Origin of the sequence: Streptomyces sp. NPDC007164 (assembly GCF_040634135.1) — a bacterium.
GTDB lineage: Bacteria > Actinomycetota > Actinomycetes > Streptomycetales > Streptomycetaceae > Streptomyces > Streptomyces sanglieri.
The window spans coordinates 429,066-444,982 of sequence record NZ_JBEYFB010000001.1 but is presented as its reverse complement, the minus strand read 5'-3'; the positions used below and the strand labels follow the sequence as shown (position 1 = coordinate 444,982).

At 70.8% G+C, this 15,917-nt stretch carries 19 protein-coding genes and 4 tRNA genes; 14 read left to right on the top strand and 9 right to left on the bottom strand.

The window, feature by feature from the left end:
• Positions 1-116 precede the first annotated feature (116 nt).
• On the top strand, positions 117-980 hold the full coding sequence (gene htpX / locus ABZ622_RS01950; RefSeq protein WP_360539349.1) for a zinc metalloprotease HtpX: 864 nt from the start codon (positions 117-119) through the stop codon (positions 978-980).
• Positions 981-1,022: 42 nt separating this feature from the next.
• Here htpX and ABZ622_RS01945 read toward each other — a convergent pair whose 3' ends face one another.
• The gene (locus ABZ622_RS01945; protein ID WP_266621377.1) at positions 1,023-1,424 is read right to left on the bottom strand and encodes a YccF domain-containing protein; all 402 of its coding nucleotides are present in this window, start codon (positions 1,422-1,424) and stop codon (positions 1,023-1,025) included.
• Positions 1,425-1,712: 288 nt separating this feature from the next.
• On the opposite strand from ABZ622_RS01945, the gene ABZ622_RS01940 reads away from it, so the two are divergent.
• The gene (locus ABZ622_RS01940; protein ID WP_124716966.1) at positions 1,713-1,985 is read left to right on the top strand and encodes a GlsB/YeaQ/YmgE family stress response membrane protein; all 273 of its coding nucleotides are present in this window, start codon (positions 1,713-1,715) and stop codon (positions 1,983-1,985) included.
• On the opposite strand, the gene ABZ622_RS01935 is transcribed toward ABZ622_RS01940, so the two are convergent.
• The 3 genes from ABZ622_RS01935 to ABZ622_RS01925 form a co-directional block, all read right to left on the bottom strand.
• Positions 1,946-2,659: an alpha-ketoglutarate-dependent dioxygenase AlkB gene (locus ABZ622_RS01935; protein ID WP_360539346.1), complete on the bottom strand. Its 714-nt coding sequence runs from the start codon at positions 2,657-2,659 to the stop codon at positions 1,946-1,948. The two genes, ABZ622_RS01940 and ABZ622_RS01935, sit on opposite strands and share 40 nt — an antisense overlap.
• 1 nt (position 2,660) lies before the next feature.
• Positions 2,661-3,161, bottom strand: coding sequence for a methylated-DNA--[protein]-cysteine S-methyltransferase (locus ABZ622_RS01930; RefSeq protein ID WP_360539344.1), 501 nt, complete (start codon positions 3,159-3,161; stop codon positions 2,661-2,663).
• Positions 3,162-3,322: 161 nt separating this feature from the next.
• Entirely contained in the window at positions 3,323-3,811 is a 489-nt protein-coding gene (locus ABZ622_RS01925) for a YajQ family cyclic di-GMP-binding protein (protein ID WP_030926258.1), read from the bottom strand.
• Between the two features lie 213 nt (positions 3,812-4,024).
• On the opposite strand from ABZ622_RS01925, the gene ABZ622_RS01920 reads away from it, so the two are divergent.
• Together ABZ622_RS01920 and ABZ622_RS01915 are read left to right on the top strand one after the other, a co-directional pair.
• Positions 4,025-4,106: transfer RNA gene (locus ABZ622_RS01920), tRNA-Tyr, on the top strand.
• Positions 4,107-4,170: 64 nt separating this feature from the next.
• The gene (locus ABZ622_RS01915) at positions 4,171-4,620 is read left to right on the top strand and encodes a DUF523 domain-containing protein (protein ID WP_360539341.1); all 450 of its coding nucleotides are present in this window, start codon (positions 4,171-4,173) and stop codon (positions 4,618-4,620) included.
• A 128-nt stretch (positions 4,621-4,748) separates the two neighbouring features.
• Here ABZ622_RS01915 and ABZ622_RS01910 read toward each other — a convergent pair whose 3' ends face one another.
• Both ABZ622_RS01910 and ABZ622_RS01905 read right to left on the bottom strand, forming a co-directional pair.
• On the bottom strand, positions 4,749-5,405 hold the full coding sequence (locus ABZ622_RS01910; RefSeq protein WP_360539339.1) for an SDR family oxidoreductase: 657 nt from the start codon (positions 5,403-5,405) through the stop codon (positions 4,749-4,751).
• 34 nt (positions 5,406-5,439) lie between these two features.
• Positions 5,440-6,735, bottom strand: coding sequence for an amidohydrolase family protein (locus ABZ622_RS01905; protein WP_360539337.1), 1,296 nt, complete (start codon positions 6,733-6,735; stop codon positions 5,440-5,442).
• A 301-nt stretch (positions 6,736-7,036) separates the two neighbouring features.
• Between ABZ622_RS01905 and ABZ622_RS01900 the strand changes: the two genes are divergently transcribed.
• From ABZ622_RS01900 to ABZ622_RS01865, 8 genes are all read left to right on the top strand, one after another.
• A tRNA-Thr gene (locus tag ABZ622_RS01900) sits at positions 7,037-7,109 on the top strand.
• 46 nt (positions 7,110-7,155) lie between these two features.
• Positions 7,156-7,228 (top strand) — tRNA-Met (locus tag ABZ622_RS01895).
• Between the two features lie 89 nt (positions 7,229-7,317).
• Positions 7,318-7,482 carry a 50S ribosomal protein L33 gene (rpmG, locus tag ABZ622_RS01890; protein ID WP_003956487.1) on the top strand — a complete coding sequence of 55 codons (165 nt, stop codon included), beginning with the start codon at positions 7,318-7,320 and terminating at the stop codon, positions 7,480-7,482.
• A gap of 123 nt (positions 7,483-7,605) precedes the next feature.
• Positions 7,606-8,058 carry a MaoC family dehydratase N-terminal domain-containing protein gene (locus ABZ622_RS01885; RefSeq protein ID WP_124716960.1) on the top strand — a complete coding sequence of 151 codons (453 nt, stop codon included), beginning with the start codon at positions 7,606-7,608 and terminating at the stop codon, positions 8,056-8,058.
• Complete coding sequence (locus ABZ622_RS01880; RefSeq protein WP_360539335.1) at positions 8,058-8,486, top strand: MaoC family dehydratase; 429 nt, start codon at positions 8,058-8,060, stop codon at positions 8,484-8,486. Before ABZ622_RS01885 ends, ABZ622_RS01880 begins: the two co-directional genes overlap by 1 nt.
• 120 nt (positions 8,487-8,606) lie before the next feature.
• The gene (locus ABZ622_RS01875) at positions 8,607-9,155 is read left to right on the top strand and encodes a TetR/AcrR family transcriptional regulator (RefSeq protein ID WP_360540232.1); all 549 of its coding nucleotides are present in this window, start codon (positions 8,607-8,609) and stop codon (positions 9,153-9,155) included.
• A gap of 75 nt (positions 9,156-9,230) precedes the next feature.
• The gene (locus ABZ622_RS01870) at positions 9,231-10,661 is read left to right on the top strand and encodes an MFS transporter (RefSeq protein WP_360539333.1); all 1,431 of its coding nucleotides are present in this window, start codon (positions 9,231-9,233) and stop codon (positions 10,659-10,661) included.
• Positions 10,662-10,731: 70 nt separating this feature from the next.
• Positions 10,732-11,787 carry a UDP-N-acetylmuramate dehydrogenase gene (locus tag ABZ622_RS01865; RefSeq protein WP_360539331.1) on the top strand — a complete coding sequence of 352 codons (1,056 nt, stop codon included), beginning with the start codon at positions 10,732-10,734 and terminating at the stop codon, positions 11,785-11,787.
• 45 nt (positions 11,788-11,832) lie between these two features.
• Here the strand turns inward: ABZ622_RS01865 and ABZ622_RS01860 are convergent, their stop codons facing one another.
• Positions 11,833-12,468: an NAD(P)-binding oxidoreductase gene (locus ABZ622_RS01860; protein WP_360539329.1), complete on the bottom strand. Its 636-nt coding sequence runs from the start codon at positions 12,466-12,468 to the stop codon at positions 11,833-11,835.
• An 87-nt stretch (positions 12,469-12,555) separates the two neighbouring features.
• Here ABZ622_RS01860 and ABZ622_RS01855 point away from each other — a divergent pair, with 87 nt between their 5' ends.
• Positions 12,556-13,161 carry a TetR/AcrR family transcriptional regulator gene (locus ABZ622_RS01855; protein WP_124716954.1) on the top strand — a complete coding sequence of 202 codons (606 nt, stop codon included), beginning with the start codon at positions 12,556-12,558 and terminating at the stop codon, positions 13,159-13,161.
• A gap of 8 nt (positions 13,162-13,169) precedes the next feature.
• Here ABZ622_RS01855 and ABZ622_RS01850 read toward each other — a convergent pair whose 3' ends face one another.
• Both ABZ622_RS01850 and ABZ622_RS01845 read right to left on the bottom strand, forming a co-directional pair.
• Entirely contained in the window at positions 13,170-14,192 is a 1,023-nt protein-coding gene (locus tag ABZ622_RS01850) for an adenosine deaminase (RefSeq protein WP_266913377.1), read from the bottom strand.
• A gap of 124 nt (positions 14,193-14,316) precedes the next feature.
• Entirely contained in the window at positions 14,317-15,543 is a 1,227-nt protein-coding gene (locus tag ABZ622_RS01845) for a pyridoxal phosphate-dependent aminotransferase (RefSeq protein ID WP_360539327.1), read from the bottom strand.
• A gap of 225 nt (positions 15,544-15,768) precedes the next feature.
• Here ABZ622_RS01845 and ABZ622_RS01840 point away from each other — a divergent pair.
• A tRNA-Trp gene (locus ABZ622_RS01840) sits at positions 15,769-15,841 on the top strand.
• The last annotated feature ends 76 nt before the right edge of the window (positions 15,842-15,917 follow it).

The following is a 15,917-nucleotide window of genomic DNA, read 5'->3' as shown; positions in this document are numbered from 1 at the left end:
GCGCACAAGGGAACTAGCTCCTCCCGCCTGGCGTTGACCGGTACGGGAGGCTCCACTGGGGGAGTGGAGACCACCAAGCAAAGGGTTCCCCTGCCGCACCACTTGGAGGGCGTACCGTGCACCGCCGGCACAACGGGCTGAGAACCGCCGTACTCCTCGGGGGCCTGTCCGCACTCATCATCGTCATCGGAAGCTTCTTCGGACGTACAGGCCTGATCGTCGCGCTCCTCGTGGCCATCGGCACCAACGCCTACGCGTACTGGAACAGCGACAAGCTGGCGCTCCGGGCCATGCGGGCCCGCCCCGTCAGCGAATTCGAGGCGCCACAGCTCTACCGCATGGTCCGCGAGCTCTCCACCGCCGCCCGCCAGCCCATGCCACGGCTCTACATCTCCCCGACACAGGCCCCCAACGCCTTCGCCACCGGACGCAATCCGCGCAACGCCGCGGTCTGCTGCACGGAGGGCATCCTGCAGATCCTGGACGAGCGGGAGCTGCGCGGCGTCCTGGGACACGAGCTGAGCCATGTCTACAACCGGGACATCCTGATCTCGTCCGTCGCCGGGGCGCTCGCCTCCGTCGTCATGTTCCTGGTCAACTTCGCCTGGCTGATCCCGGTGGGCCGGTCCAACGACGACGACGGGCCCGGGATTTTCGGGATGCTGATGATCATGATCCTCGGCCCGATCGCGGCCTCCGTCATCCAGCTGGCCGTCAGCCGCTCCCGCGAGTACGAGGCGGACGCCTCCGGCGCCCAGCTGACCGGCGACCCACTGGCCCTGGCCAGTGCCCTGCGCAAGCTCGACGCAGGAACGAAACAGCTGCCGCTGCCCCCGGAGCCGAGGATCGAGACCGCGAGCCACATGATGATCGCGAATCCGTTCCGCCCCGGCCAGGGCATGTCCAAGCTGTTCTCCACGCATCCGCCGATGGCGGAGCGCATCGCCCGGCTGGAGCAGATGGCCGGCCCCCGCACCTGAGGCCCCCGCTCCTGGGGCCTCAGGTGCGGGGGCCGGTGTCCCTCAGCGGGCTCCGAAGGCCTCGTCGCTCGGGACGATCTCGCGGCCCAGCGGCATGAGCGAGATCGGGATCATCTTCAGGTTCGCCCAGCCGAAGGGGATCCCGATGATCGACACGAACAGCGGGATGCTGGTGATCAGGTGCCCCAGCGCCAGCCACCACCCGGCGAAGACGAGCCAGATCACATTGCCGACGCAGGACGGCGCCCCCGCGTCGGGCCGCTCCACGGTCGTGCGCCCGAACGGCCACAGCACGTAACCGGCGATTCTGAGGGAAGCGATGCCGAACGGAATCGTCACGATCAGCACGAAGCAGATGATCGCGGCGAGGAGGTAGCCGAGGGCCATCCAGAATCCGCAGAACACCACCCACAGGATGTTCAGGATCAGCTGTATGAGCTTCATGGTCACTCGCCTTCCGGGTGTTGCCCGTCATCGCCCTGCTTGGTCAGTATCAGCCCTGGTCACGGACAGGAGTAACGCCCCCCTTCGACTCCGCCCCACCGCCAGTGCCGTCATCAACCATGAACGCAGGAACGGCCCCGGGCAGTTGCTCGAAGCCCTGCACGAGTCCGCCCCGCAAGCCGGCCCGCGCGTCCGGACGCACAGCCCGTTCACAGGCCCCGCGAGCAACCGCCCGACCGGCGCGGGCGTCTTGGATTCCAAGAACGAGTGACGGGTAGGTTCGCACGCATGAGCATTATCGGATGGATCATTCTCGGGCTGGTGGCCGGAGTCATCGCCAAGGTCCTGCTGCCGGGCCGCGACCCGGGCGGCCTGGTCGGCACCACCCTCATCGGGATTGTCGGCGCCTTTCTCGGTGGCTGGATATCGTCGCGCTTCCTCGACCGCCCCATATCCAACGACTTCTTCGACATGGCCACTTGGGTCGCCGCCATCGGCGGTTCACTGGTCCTGCTGATCGCCTACCGACTGCTGTTCGGGAACTCCCGCGAACGCCACTGACGCCCGTCCGTACCGAAGGTGCCCAACCCGGTCTCGCGCAGGGTCAGATTGAGCCGGCCACGGCTCATCCCCGTCGCGGGATCGGCGGTACCGGGGCAGACCTTCGGCACGCCGTGGAACGCGAAACGCGACGGCCCGCCGAAGACGAACAGATCGCCGGAGGCCAACTCCACATCCGTGTAGGGCCTTCCACGGTTCTCCGTGTTCCCGAAGCGGAAGACACAGGTGTCGCCGATGCTGAGCGACACCACCGGAGCACCGGACTGCTCCTCCTTGTCCTGGTGCATGCCCATGCGCGCCGCCCCGTCGTAGAAGTTGACGAGCGCGGTGTCCGGCGCGTACGTCCGTACCGGACTCTCGTCCCCGTACGCCGCCACCAGCGCCTCGCGGCCCAATTCGGCCAGCCAGTCGGGGAATTCGGCCACCCGCGCCCCGTTCACGTCGTCGGCCGTGCGTGAATACCGGTACGGCTGCCAGTGCCACCCCACACAGACCGTCTGTACGGACATCACCCCGCCGCCCGGCAGGACCGTGTGCCGCAGCGGCACCGGCCCGCGCGCCCACTCCCGGCAGGTCGCCACCAACTCCCGCTGCCGCTCCGGTGACAGCCACTCGGGCACATGCACGGCCCCCGGCGCGACGACGGCACGGGGCCTCGGGAAGAGTCCGGACATCTCAGCTCACCGCCGGGGCGCCTTCCAGCCGCAGCAGCCGCTCCTTGCGCTCCAGGCCGCCCGCGTAACCCCGCAGCGCCCCGTCCGAGCCGATCACCCGATGGCACGGCCGCACGACCAGCAGCGGATTGCGCCCGATCGCCGTACCCACGGCCCGTACGCCCGCCCCGGCGCTGCCGACGCGTTCGGCGATCTGCCCGTACGACACGGTCTCCCCGTAGGGGACGGTGTCCAGGGCGGACCACACCCGGCGCTGGAAGTCGGTGCCCACGCCGTCCGCGTACTCGATGTCGAAGCGGGTCAGCCGGCCCGCGAAGTACTCCCGCAGCTGAGCGGCGATCCCCGCGAACGCCTCCGGTGCGCGGACCCACCCGTCCTGGACGACCGCGGCGCCCTTCTGGCCGGGCAGCGAGAGCGAGGCGAGCGCCACCCCGCCGGTGGTCTCCTCGCCGACCAGCAGCAGCTCACCCAGCGGGCTGTCGACCGTTGCGTACATGGTCATGACTCGTCCCTTTCCTGCACTTCATGCCGGGATTCGACCGGATCGTCGCCCGACATGGACAAGTCTGCGTGCCCCGCTCCGCCATGACCGGCGGTTTTCGGACACCGCACCCCGGGTGCGGAGCGGTGTGTCCCGCTCCGCACTCCGGCGAAGGGCTGGACCTACCGGTAGTTCACGAACTGCACGGCGAAGTCGAAGTCCTGGCCCTTCAGCAGCGCCTGTACGGCCTGCAGATCGTCCCGGCTCTTCGAGCTGACCCGCAGCTCGTCGCCCTGGACCTGCGCCTTGACGCCCTTCGGGCCCTCGTCGCGAATGATCTTCGCCACCTTCTTGGCGTTCTCCTGGGAGATGCCCTCCTCGATCGTGGCGAAGATCTTGTACTCCTTGCCGGACAGCTGCGGCTCGCCCGCGTCCAGCGACTTCAGCGAGATGCCCCGCTTGATCAGCTTGGACTGGAAGATGTCGAGGATCGCCTTGACCCGCTCCTCGCCGTTCGCCTCCATGAGGATCTTCTCGCCGGACCAGGAGATCGAGGCGCCGGTGCCCTTGAAGTCGTAACGCTGCGAGATTTCCTTGGCGGCCTGGTTGAGGGCGTTGTCGACCTCCTGCCGCTCGACCTTCGAGACGATGTCGAAACTGGAGTCGGCCATGACGTGTGGCTCCTTGTATCGGGGGTTCGGGAACGCGGTGCATAAGGGCGGCAACGGGCCTGACGGCCCCGCGACGCCGATCAAAGCCTAGCCACCCGCACCCGATCGGGCCGCTGATCAATCCGGTGGCGAACCACCCCTGGGCATCGGGTATCGTTTACGTCGTTGCCACGGAGCGCCGCCGAAAAGCGGTTCTCGAAGGCAGCAATCCCTGGCGGTGTGCCCGAGTGGCCAAAGGGAGCAGACTGTAAATCTGCCGGCTCAGCCTACCCAGGTTCGAACCCTGGCGCCGCCACATGGCAAGGCCCCTGTCTCAGGACAGGGGCCTTCTTTGTTCTCTGCTGCGAGGGGCCGTGGACATGGAATCCGTACTGGTCAGCGCCTGCCTGCAGGGCGTGCCCTGCCGTTTCGACGGCCGTGGCAAGGCCTCCGGCTCGGTGACCGCGGCCATCGGCGACCGCCGCCCCGTGGCCTTCTGCCCCGAGGTCTCCGCCGGACTGCCCACCCCGCGCCGCCCCGCCGAGATCGTCGGCGGCGACGGCCACGACGTGCTGGACGGCCGGGCCCGGGTCGTCGACGACACCGGGCACGACGTGACGGACGAGTTCCTGGACGGCGCGGAGCGGGCGCTGGCGGCCGCGCGCCGGACCGGATGCACCGAGGCGCTGCTGATGGCGCGCAGCCCTTCCTGCGGGCGCGGAACGGTCTATGACGGTACGTTCACCGGCGAGCTCCGCGAGGGCGACGGTGTGACCGCCGCGCTGCTGGAGCGCAACGGCATCACCGTCCGCCCGGCACCGCGCGACTGACCCGGAGCACCCGCGTACGGCCGCCCTCGGCAACCGCGCAGGGCCCGTCTGAGGCACCCGCGCAGACCCGCCCGCCGTGCCCGCTCGGGGCCGTACGCGGCATCCGCGTACGGCGGCCCGCCCGGTCGTCAGTTGCCCGCGATGTCCTTCACCGCCACCGACACCGGCACGTTCCCGGAGATGAGTTCCAGCGTCAGCCCCGCCGTCGCCGGCGTCTCCAGCAGTTCCAGCAGCGCCGCCGCCACGTCGTCGCGCGGCACCGGACCGCGGCCGGTCGACGCGGTCAGCAGGACCGTCCCCGTGCCCGCGTCGTTCGTCAGCATGCCGGGGCGCAGGATCGTCCAGTCGAGCCCGGTCCTGGAGCGCACGTACGCGTCCGCCGCCCCCTTGGCCCGCAGATACGCGTCGAAGACCTCGTCGCCCGGGTGGTCGGGGTCGGCGCCCATCGACGAGACCACGACATAGCGCCGCACGCCCGCCAGTTCGGCGGCGTCGGCGAACAGCACCGCCGCCCCGCGATCCACCGTCTCCTTGCGTTCCGCGCCGCTGTCCGGGCCGGCGCCGGCCGCGAAGACCACCGCGTCGGCGCCGCGCAGCGCCTCGGCCACCTCCTGCGCGGAGGAGGATTCGAGATCCAGGACCACCGGCTCGGCACCCGCGTCCCGGAGGTCCTTGCCCTGGTCCGGATTGCGGATGACGCCTACGGCCTCGTGCCCGCGCGCGGTGAGCAGCCGCTCCAACCGCAGCGCGATCTGACCATGTCCACCTGCGATGACAATGCGCATGGTCACGACCGTACGCCGCGGCGGGCCGCCGCGCTCAGGGCCCGCCGCAGGAACCGGAATCCGTTCTCCCCTGGCGCGGCAGATCGAGGGCGACGACGGTCTCGGAGTCGCAGTACTCGCGTACCGAGCTCGTCCGCGCCACCACCCGGCCGCGATGCACCACGACCCGGCTGTAGGCGAGCGAGAGCACCCCGGACAGCTGCTCCCCGCGCACCGCGAGCAGTTCGGCGGGGTAGCCCGCCTCGACCCTGACCCCGGGCAGCCCCATCGCCGTCCTGGCGGCCGAGGACACCGCCTCGTACGCCTCCGCGGCCGGCAGCCCGTGCTGCGCGGCCAGCAGGTAGGCGGCCTCCAGCGGATCACCGCGGCCCACGGGGTTCGCGAGGTCCCGCAGCGCCCCGCTGCCCGCCGCGACCCGCACCCCGGCCGCCCGCAGCAGCCGTACGGGAGCGGTGCCCCAGCCCTCCACGCCGCAGCAGCCGCCCTGAGGGAGGCAGATCACCGTCACCCCGGCCGCGGCCAGCTGGTCGGCGGCGCGGGCCGCGGCCCGCGGGGGGAGCCGGGAGAGGCCCGCGCACGGGCCGAGACAGACGCCGGGCCGCAGCCCTCCGGCCATGGCGGCCAGCCGGCCGAGCTGGGCCGGGTCGTCGCTGTCCGTGTGCAGGTCGACGGGGCAGCCCTGCTCGGCGGCGACCTCCAGCACGGCCTCCGCGTACCCCGCCGGGTCCGGATCGAGGTCCGGGCAGCCGCCGACCGCGTCGGCCCCCATCTTCACCGCGTCGCGCAGCATGGCCAGGTTGCCCGCGCCCGCGACGCCGGTGAGCAGCCGGGGGACCGCGACCGCGGTCAGGTCGGCCAGTCCGCGCAGCGAACGGCGCGCCTGCAGCACGGCTTCGAGCGGGGCGAGGCCCTGGACGTCCCCGATCCGCACGTGCGAGCGCAGCGCGGTGGCGCCGTGGCCGAGCTGGAGCAGGGCGGCCTCGGTGGCGCGGCGCCGGATGTCCTCCGGGCGGTGCGACGCCGGGCCCGGGGCGCCGGGGCCCGCGCCGTCGGCGGTGAGCGCGGTGTCGCTGTGGGCGTGGGGTTCGGCGGGGGCGGGGAGCAGCAGATAGCCGCGCAGGTCCAGCCGCGGACCGGGTGCGGCCAGACTGCCCGCCGTGCCGACGGCCTCGATGCGGCCGCCGCCGAGCCGTACGTCCACGACGCGGCCGTCGGTGAGACGGGCGCCGCAGAGCACCAGGCCGGCCGGGGCGGCGGTGTCCGGGCTGCCGGTCGCACCGGCCGCGTCGGCGGCCTGGTCGTCCGGCTGCCACGGCTGGCTGTCGGGCATCGCGCTCCTGGGAATGGGGACAAGATCACGCAGAGTGAGTCGAGCCTAGGGGCGTGTTCGGCCCGGTTCGAGGAGGAGCGGAATAGTCGTACCGGCGTGGCCCCGGGGACGCGTGGGGCGGGTGTGCACGACCGTGCCGGTGGTGCTCCACGGGGCGACCGAGGCGCTGCTCAGGCGGCCGGTGGGCGGTCCTGGGGGCTCTCGATCAAGGGATCGGCGGGGCGTCGATCAAGGGCTCCGGATGGGGGCCCGAAACGGATTTGGGCGATCGGCGAGGGACCGTGTAATGTCGTCATCGCTCGCCCCAATAGCTCAGTCGGTAGAGCGTCTCCATGGTAAGGAGAAGGTCTGCGGTTCGATTCCGCATTGGGGCTCTGGTGATCGGGAAACCCCGCTTCGGCGGGGGGACTCATTCATCAAAGCGGTGTAGCTCAGTCGGTAGAGCAAGCGGCTCATAATCGCTGTGTCACCGGTTCAAGTCCGGTCACCGCTACTTACGGTAGCCGATTGTGGGGTCGGTCCTTCGATCGGCTACTCTTTTTTGCGTTCATCCGTCCATCCGTCCGTCCAAGGAGCACTCACGTGGCTGCCACCGACGTCCGCCCGAAGATCACGCTGGCCTGCGTGGAGTGCAAGGAGCGGAACTACATCACCAAGAAGAACCGGCGTAACAACCCGGACCGTCTTGAGATGAAGAAGCACTGCCCGCGCTGCAACTCGCACACTGCGCACCGCGAAACGCGCTGAAACAGGCTCGTACACGAGGCCGTCCCCATTGGGGGCGGCCTCGTGTCGTTGTATGAAGGCTGTCCTTCGGCCTGTTCATCATTTCTTCGGCCTGTTCATCTTTCATCAGGAGGTAGCGAGCCCATGGCGCTCGACCAGTCCTTCGTGGGGCGGACCTATCCGCCCACCCCGCCGTACGAGGTCGGCCGGGAGAAGATCCGCGAGTTCGCCGAGGCGGTGGGCGACCCGAATCCGGCGTACGTCGACCCCGAGGCCGCCAAGGCGCTCGGCCACAGCGATGTGATCGCGCCGCCGACGTTCGTCTTCTCCATCACGTTCAAGGCGGCCGGGCAGGTGATCCACGACCCGCAGCTGGGTCTGGACTACAGCCGGGTGGTGCACGGCGACCAGAAGTTCGCCTATGTGCGTCCCGTGCGGGCGGGGGACCGGCTGACGGTCACCTCGACGATCGAGGCCATCAAGTCCCTGGCGGGCAACGACATCCTGGACGTTCGTGGCGAGGTCCACGACGAGTCCGGTGAGCACGTCGTGACCGCGTGGACGAAGCTGGTGGCGCGCGCCGCCGAGGAGGCGTGATGACGGCGAAGGTCGCATACGAGTCGGTCGAGGTCGGTACGGAGCTGCCGGCGCAGTCCTTCAAGGTGACCCGGGCGACGCTGGTGCAGTACGCGGGCGCTTCCGGCGACTTCAATCCGATCCACTGGAACGAGAAGTTCGCCCGCGAGGTCGGCCTGCCGGACGTGATCGCGCACGGCATGTTCACCATGGCCGAGGCGATCCGCGTGGTCACGGACTGGGCCGGTGACCCGGGTGCGGTCGTCGAGTACGGGGTGCGGTTCACCAAGCCGGTCGTCGTGCCGAACGACGAGGACGGCGCGCTGATCGAGGTCAGCGCCAAGGTGGCCGCCCTGCTGGACGACAAGCAGGTGCGGGTGGACCTGACAGCCATGAACGAGGGCAAGAAGGTGCTGGGCATGTCCCGTGCCGTGGTGCGGCTCGGCTGAGGCCGTCGAGCATGGCGTAAGGGGCACCGTCCAATGGGCGGTGCCCCTTACGCATGCCGGGTGGACGCAGGCCGCTTGACCAAGTTAGTGATTGAGTACTAACTTGTCGGCATGGCAAGGATGAGTGCGGAAGAGCGGCGAGAGAGTGTCATCCGTGCGGCGATCACCGAGTTCGCTCGCGGCGGGTACAGCGCCACCTCCACCGAGGCGATCGCCAAGCGCGTGGGTGTCTCGCAGCCGTACCTGTTCCGGCTCTTCCCCGGTAAGCAGGCCATCTTCCTCGCGGCCGTCGAACGATGTCTCACGGAGACCCGCAAGGTCTTCGCCGAGGCTGCCGAGGGGCTTGAGGGCGAAGCGGCGGTGAGGGCGATGGCCGCCGCGTATCAGCGGCTCATCGTCGAGGACCCCGACAAGCTCCAGTTGCAGATGCATGCCTACGCGGCCGTCGCGAGTGCCGATGCCTCGGGGGACCGTGAGGTGGGTGACGCGGTGCGTGCCGCCTGGCTGGAGATGTGGGACGAGACCCATCTCGCCCTGGGTGCCGACGACAAGGCAACGGCGACGTTCTGGGCGTTCGGCATGCTCATCAACACGTTGGCCTCGCTCGGCTTCCCGGCCGGGCACCGGGTCTGGTCGGGGGTCTACGACGAGGCCAGGCCGACCGCCTGAACGGCGCGACCCGGGTTCCGCCCGGTTTTCTGCCCAGAGAAGTTAGTCATTGATAACTAACCCCCAGGGGGAGCAGTGAACCAGCACACAGCAGGCCGTTCGAGAGCGGTCTGGGCCCTTGTCATCACCAGCGTCGCCGGATTCATGGCGGCCCTCGACAACCTCGTCGTCACCACCGCCCTGCCCTCCATCCGCGAGAGCCTCGGCGGCGAGCTGGCCGAGCTGGAGTGGACGGTGAACGCCTACACCCTCACCTTCGCCGTCCTGCTGATGCTCGGAGCGGCCCTCGGCGACAGGTTCGGCCGCCGCCGGCTCTTCCTCGCCGGGCTCACCGTCTTCACCGGCGCCTCCGCCGCGGCCGCCCTCTCGTCCGGGATCAACGAACTGATCGCCTTCCGGGCGGTCCAGGGCGTCGGCGCGGCGGTCATGATGCCACTGACGCTCACCCTGCTCACCGCCGCCGTGCCGCCCGCCCGCCGGGGTGCCGCGCTCGGCATCTTCAGCGCCGTCACCGGCCTGGCCGTGGCCAGTGGGCCCCTGATCGGCGGCAGCCTCACCGAGCACCTGTCCTGGCAGTGGATCTTCTGGCTGAACGTCCCGGTCGGCCTGGCCCTGCTGCCGCTGGCCCGGCTGCGCCTGACCGAGTCGTACGCCCCGGACGCACGGCTCGACATACCCGGCACACTTCTGGTCAGCGGCGGGCTCTTCGGCATCGTCTACGGGCTGGTCAACGCCAACTCCGAAGGCTGGACCAGCCCCACCGTCCTCATCGCGCTGATCGTGGGCGGGGCGCTCACCGCCGGCTTCGTACGCCACGGGTTTCGCGCGAAGCGCCCCATGCTGCCCATGCGGCTCTTCCGGGACCGCGCGTTCTTCGGGATCAACATGGCGAGCATGCTGATGTTCCTGGGCATGTTCGGGTCGATCTTCCTGCTCAGCCAGTACCTCCAGGGCGTGCTGGGCTACTCGCCCACCGAGGCGGGCCTGCGGATGCTGCCCTGGACCGGAATGCCGATGCTGGTCGCACCCGTCGCGGGGATGCTCTCCGACCGGTTCGGCGGGCGCCCGGTGGTCGTGGCCGGTCTCGTGCTCCAGTCGGCCGGCCTCGCGCTCTTCGCGATGGTCATCGGCCCCGACGCCTCGTACACCTCGCAGCTGCCCGGTCTGATCGTCGGCGGCGTCGGCATGGCCCTCTACTTCGCACCCGCCGCCAGCCTCGTGATGTCCAGCGTCCGCCCCGCGGAACAGGGCATCGCCTCCGGTGCCAACAACGCCCTGCGCGAGGTCGGCGGAGCCCTCGGGATCGCCGTGCTCGCCACGGTCTTCTCCTCGCAGGGCGGCTTCGAATCCGCGCAGTCCTTCACGGACGGGACCGTTCCGGCGGTGTGGATCGGCTCCGGCGCGGTGGCGCTGGCCGCCCTCGCCGCCCTGCTGATCCCGGGCCGCCGCAGCGCCCAGGCACAGGAGCCCGCGGCGGCCGAGAAGCTCGTCCGCGCCGCCGCCTGAGCCGCAGGTCCCGCGCGTGCGGTCCGTGCCCCGCCCGAGCGGTGGGGGCACGGACCGTACCCTTGTCCCCGTGCAGGAACTCCATGACGCCCCCCTCGCCCCCCTGACCACCTTCCGGCTGGGCGGCCCCGCCACCCGCCTCCTCACGGCGACGACCGACGCCGAGGTGATCGAAGCCGTGCGCGAGGCGGACGGGAGCGGCACCCCGCTCCTCGTCATCGGCGGCGGCAGCAACCTGGTCATCGGCGACAAGGGCTTCGACGGCACCGCCCTGCGCATCGCGACCGAGGGCTTCGCGCTGGACGGCACGACACTGGAGCTCGCCGCCGGTGAGATCTGGACGGACGCCGTGGCCCGTACCGTCGAAGCCGGTCTCGCGGGCATCGAGTGCCTGGCCGGGATCCCGGGCTCCGCGGGCGCGACCCCGATCCAGAACGTCGGCGCGTACGGCCAGGAGGTCTCCTCCACCATCACGGAGGTCGTCGCCTACGACCGGCGCACCGAGGAAACGGTGACCATTGCGAACGCCGAGTGTGCGTTCTCGTACCGGCACAGTCGTTTCAAGGCCGAACCCGACCGTTTCGTGGTGCTGCGGGTCCGCTTCGAGCTGGAGGACGCGGGCGGTCTCTCCGCGCCGCTGAAGTACGCCGAGACGGCCCGCGCCATGGGCGTCGAACAGGGCGAGCGGGTGCCCGCGGCGGCCGCCCGCGAGACGGTGCTCGGGCTCCGCGCCGGCAAGGGCATGGTGCTGGACCCCGAGGACCACGACACCTGGTCGGCCGGCTCCTTCTTCACCAACCCGATCCTGACGGAGGCGGAGTACGAGGCGTTCTTCGCCCGCGCAGCGGACCGGCTCGGCCCGGGGACGACGCCCCCCGCCTTCCCCGCGGACGGGGGGCGCGTCAAGACCTCCGCGGCCTGGCTCATCGACAAGGCCGGTTTCACCAAGGGATACGGCACCGGACCGGCCCGTATCTCCACCAAGCACACGCTCGCCCTCACCAATCGCGGCGAGGCGGCCACCGAGGACCTCCTCGCGCTCGCCCGCGAGGTCGTCGCCGGAGTCCGCGATGCCTTCGGCGTCACGCTCGTCAACGAACCGGTGACGGTCGGCGTGAGCCTGTAGGCAGGGCAGGGCAGGGCAGGGCGGGGTGGGGCGGCCCCGTCCCGCTCAGTACGCCACGCCCACCCCCTGCTTCACCGACGCCGGGTCGTCGATCAGCGCCAGCATCGCGTGCGCCACATCGGCCCGCGAGATGGTCCGGCCGCTGCGCACGGTGCCGCCGACGGCCGTCCGGTACTTCCCCGTCAGCGGCCCGTCGGTGAGCTTCGGCGGCCGTACGGACGTCCAGTCCGTCGCGCTCCGGGCCAGCGCGGCCTCCATCAGCGTCAGGTCCGCGTAGACCTCCTTGAGGATCGTCCCGACCACCTTGCGGACCAGCCGGTCCACCGGCGGGTCGTCGGCCGGCCGGGGGCCGACCGGGGCCGCGCTGACCACCAGCAGCCGCCGTATCCCCTCCGCCTCCATCGCCGCCAGCACCGAGCCGGTGAGCCGCTCGGCGATCCCGCCCGCCCTCCGGCCGCGCGAGCCGAGCGCGGAGAGCACCGCGTCCCGGCCCGCGACCGCCTCGCGCAGCGCCTCCGGGTCGTCCAAGCGCGCCGCGGCGTGGACCTGAACCTCGGAGAGCGGGACGGGCAGCCGCGCCGGGTCGCGGACCACCGCCGTGACCTCGTGGCCCGCCGTCAGCGCCTGGCGGACGATCTCCTGACCGACGCCGCCCGTGGCGCCGAACACCGTGATCCTCATTGCGCACCCTCCCAGGGTGGGTAAGTATTCACTCACCCCTAGAGTGAGTGGATACTCACCACGTCGTCAAGCCTCGTTGGAGTACGCATGGAGCAGAAGCCGGCCCGCGTCCGCATCATCGACGCCGCCCATCAGCTGATGCTCACCATCGGCCTGGCCCGCGCCACCACCAAGGAGATCGCCAGAGCCGCGGGCTGCTCGGAGGCCGCGCTCTACAAGCACTTCGCGAGCAAGGAGGAGCTGTTCGTGACCGTGCTCAAGGAACGGCTTCCCAGGCTCAACCCGCTGCTGAAACGGCTTGTCGTGTCACCCGGGGCGGGGGAGCGGACCGTCGAGCAGAACCTCACCGAGATCGCCCGCCAGGCCGCGCTCTTCTACGAGCAGAGCTTCCCGATCGCCGCCTCGCTGTACGCCGAGCCCAGGCTCAAGGAACGCCACAACGAGGCGATGCGGGAGCTCGGCACCGGCCCGCACATGCCCATCAGGGGCCTGGACGCCTATCTGCGCTCCGAACAGGCGGCCGGCCGGGTCCGCGCCGACGCGGACACCTACGCGGCCGCGTCGCTGCTGCTGGGAGCCTGCGCGCAACGCGCCTTCGCCTACGAGGCCGCGGCGGGCGGAGAACCGCCGCAGCCCCTCGACGAGTTCGCCGCGTCCCTGGCGAGCACGCTGATGCGCGGCGTCGGCGCGTAACCGGAGATCTACCCCGCGGGCTTCGCCAGCCAGTCGTCGACGCCCGCCAGGAGCTGCGCCCGCACCGGAGCCGGTGCGGCGGAGCCCCGGACCGACTGCCGGGCCAGTTCCGCCAGCTCCTCGTCCGTGAACGCGTGGTGGCGCCGCACCAGGTCGTACTGCGCGGCCAGCCGGGAACCGAAGAGCAGCGGATCGTCCGCGCCCAGGGCCATCGGCACCCCGGCCTCGAACAGTTTGCGCAGGGGTACGTCGGCCGGCTTCTCGTAGACGCCCAGCGCCACGTTCGACGCCGGGCAGACCTCGCAGGTCACCTGGCGCTCGGCCAGCGTGCGCAGCAGCCGGGGGTCCTCGGCGGCGCGTACGCCGTGCCCGATCCGGGCCGCGTCGAGGTCGTCCAGGCAGTCCCGGACGCTGGAGGGGCCGGACAGCTCACCGCCGTGCGGCGCCGCCAGCAGGCCGCCCTCGCGGGCGATGGCGAAGGCCCGGTCGAAGTCCCGGGCCATCCCGCGGCGCTCGTCGTTGGAGAGCCCGAATCCGACCACGCCCCGGTCCGCGTACCGCACCGCGAGCCGGGCGAGCGTCCGGGCGTCCAGCGGATGCTTCATCCGGTTCGCCGCGATCACCACCCGGATCGGCAGCCCCGTCCCGCGCGAGGCGCTGTCCACCGCGTCCAGGATGATCTCGATCGCCGGGATCAGCCCGCCGAGCAGCGGCGCGTACGAGGTGGGGTCGACCTGGATCTCCAGCCAGCCCGAGCCGTCCGCGACGTCCTCCTGGGCCGTCTCGCGCACCAGCCGCTGAATGTCCTCGGGGGACCGGAGACAGGACCGGGCGATGTCGTAGAGCCGCTGGAAGCGGAACCATCCGCGCTCGTCCGTGGCCCGCAGCTTCGGCGGCTCGCCGCCGGTCAGGGCATCGGGCAGGTGCACGCCGTACTTGTCGGCGAGTTCGAGCAGGGTCGTCGGCCGCATCGACCCGGTGAAATGCAGGTGCAGGTGGGCCTTGGGCAACAGCCGTACATCACGCTCCATTCCAAGATCCTGCCGCACACCCGGGGTCGAGCGGTAGCCGCTTTCCCCATCGAGTTGACCCCCGAACGCACGAGCGACCCCCGGCCGGGGCCGGGGGGTCGCTCGTGCGGGAACGCGGGACGTACTAGGCCTTGGCCTCGCCCAGCAGCTTCTGGAGCCGCGAGACGCCCTCGACGAGGTCGTCGTCGCCCAGCGCGTACGAGAGGCGCAGATAGCCCGGCGTACCGAAGGCCTCGCCCGGTACGACCGCGACCTCGGCCTCGTCCAGGATCAGCGCCGCCAGCTCGACCGAGGTGGCCGGGCGCCTGCCGCGGATCTCCTTGCCGAGCAGCTCCTTCACCGAGGGGTACGCGTAGAACGCGCCCTCGGGCTCCGGGCACAGCACCCCGTCGATCTCGTTGAGCATCCGCACGATGGTCCGCCGGCGCCGGTCGAAGGCGGTACGCATCTCGGCGACCGCGTCCAGGCTCCCGGATACGGCGGCCAGCGCGGCGACCTGGGCCACGTTGGAGACGTTGGACGTGGCGTGCGACTGGAGGTTGGTCGCGGCCTTGACGACGTCCTTCGGGCCGACGATCCAGCCCACCCGCCAGCCGGTCATCGCGTACGTCTTGGCGACGCCGTTGACCACGATGCACTTGTCACGCAGCTCGGGCACGATCGCGGGCAGCGAGGTGAACTTCGCGTCCCCGTAGATCAGGTGCTCGTAGATCTCGTCGGTCAGCACCCACAGGCCGTGCTCGACGGCCCAGTGGCCGATCGCCTCGGCGTCCGCCTCGCTGTACACGGCGCCGGTCGGGTTCGAGGGCGAGACGAACAGGACGACCTTGGTGCGCTCGGTGCGCGCCGCCTCCAGCTGCTCGACGGAGACCCGGTAGCCGGTGGTCTCGTCGGCCACGACCTCCACCGGGACACCGCCGGCCAGCCGGATCGACTCGGGGTAGGTGGTCCAGTACGGGGCGGGGACGATGACCTCGTCGCCCGGGTCGAGGATCGCGGCGAACGCCTCGTAGATGGCCTGCTTCCCGCCGTTGGTCACCAGGATCTGCGAGGCGTCGACCTCGTAGCCGGAGTCGCGCAGCGTCTTCTCCGCGATGGCGGCCTTGAGCTCCGGGAGCCCTCCTGCCGGGGTGTAGCGGTGGTACTTCGGGTTGCGGCAGGCCTCGACCGCGGCGTCGACGATGTAGCCGGGGGTCGGGAAGTCGGGCTCACCGGCACCGAAGCCGATCACCGGACGGCCGGCGGCCTTGAGGGCCTTGGCCTTGGCGTCCACGGCGAGGGTGGCGGACTCGGAGATCGCACCGATGCGGGCGGAGACCCGGCGCTCGGAGGGGGAAGTTGCAGCGCTCATGGCCCCCATGGTTCCAGACCGTGATCCCTGTCGGCACAGCGGTTTCAGGGACCGGACACGACTCGGACAGCATGCGGACAACATGCGACCAGGAGCGGTCGGGAGCTATCTGTTCGACGCCGGGCCGCTGAACACGTACACTCACCTGTCGTTGGCCTTCACCAGCCGCACTGTTCCTGCACCCGGGGCATCCGGGGAGATGCGGTAGGTTGGTGGAAACCACAAAGGGTCGTAGCTCAATTGGTAGAGCACTGGTCTCCAAAACCAGCGGTTGGGGGTTCAAGTCCCTCCGGCCCTGCTACACACTCCTTCGCCAGGATGTGTGCGCATGTACGTACTTCTATGCACCGCCGTGCGGCTCCACCGGGCGCGGC

Bases quoted from the DNA above. Each gene is read 5' to 3' on its own strand.
- ABZ622_RS01945 (WP_266621377.1), bottom strand. From the start codon at position 1,424: ATGAAGCTCATACAGCTGATCCTGAACATCCTGTGGGTGGTGTTCTGC.
- ABZ622_RS01940 (WP_124716966.1), top strand. From the start codon at position 1,713: ATGAGCATTATCGGATGGATCATTCTCGGGCTGGTGGCCGGAGTCATC.
- ABZ622_RS01935 (WP_360539346.1), bottom strand. From the start codon at position 2,659: ATGTCCGGACTCTTCCCGAGGCCCCGTGCCGTCGTCGCGCCGGGGGCC.
- ABZ622_RS01930 (WP_360539344.1), bottom strand. From the start codon at position 3,161: ATGACCATGTACGCAACGGTCGACAGCCCGCTGGGTGAGCTGCTGCTG.
- ABZ622_RS01925 (WP_030926258.1), bottom strand. From the start codon at position 3,811: ATGGCCGACTCCAGTTTCGACATCGTCTCGAAGGTCGAGCGGCAGGAG.
- ABZ622_RS01915 (WP_360539341.1), top strand. From the start codon at position 4,171: ATGGAATCCGTACTGGTCAGCGCCTGCCTGCAGGGCGTGCCCTGCCGT.
- ABZ622_RS01910 (WP_360539339.1), bottom strand. From the start codon at position 5,405: ATGCGCATTGTCATCGCAGGTGGACATGGTCAGATCGCGCTGCGGTTG.
- ABZ622_RS01905 (WP_360539337.1), bottom strand. From the start codon at position 6,735: ATGCCCGACAGCCAGCCGTGGCAGCCGGACGACCAGGCCGCCGACGCG.
- ABZ622_RS01885 (WP_124716960.1), top strand. From the start codon at position 7,606: ATGGCGCTCGACCAGTCCTTCGTGGGGCGGACCTATCCGCCCACCCCG.
- ABZ622_RS01880 (WP_360539335.1), top strand. From the start codon at position 8,058: ATGACGGCGAAGGTCGCATACGAGTCGGTCGAGGTCGGTACGGAGCTG.
- ABZ622_RS01875 (WP_360540232.1), top strand. From the start codon at position 8,607: ATGAGTGCGGAAGAGCGGCGAGAGAGTGTCATCCGTGCGGCGATCACC.
- ABZ622_RS01860 (WP_360539329.1), bottom strand. From the start codon at position 12,468: ATGAGGATCACGGTGTTCGGCGCCACGGGCGGCGTCGGTCAGGAGATC.
- ABZ622_RS01855 (WP_124716954.1), top strand. From the start codon at position 12,556: ATGGAGCAGAAGCCGGCCCGCGTCCGCATCATCGACGCCGCCCATCAG.
- ABZ622_RS01850 (WP_266913377.1), bottom strand. From the start codon at position 14,192: ATGGAGCGTGATGTACGGCTGTTGCCCAAGGCCCACCTGCACCTGCAT.
- ABZ622_RS01845 (WP_360539327.1), bottom strand. From the start codon at position 15,543: ATGAGCGCTGCAACTTCCCCCTCCGAGCGCCGGGTCTCCGCCCGCATC.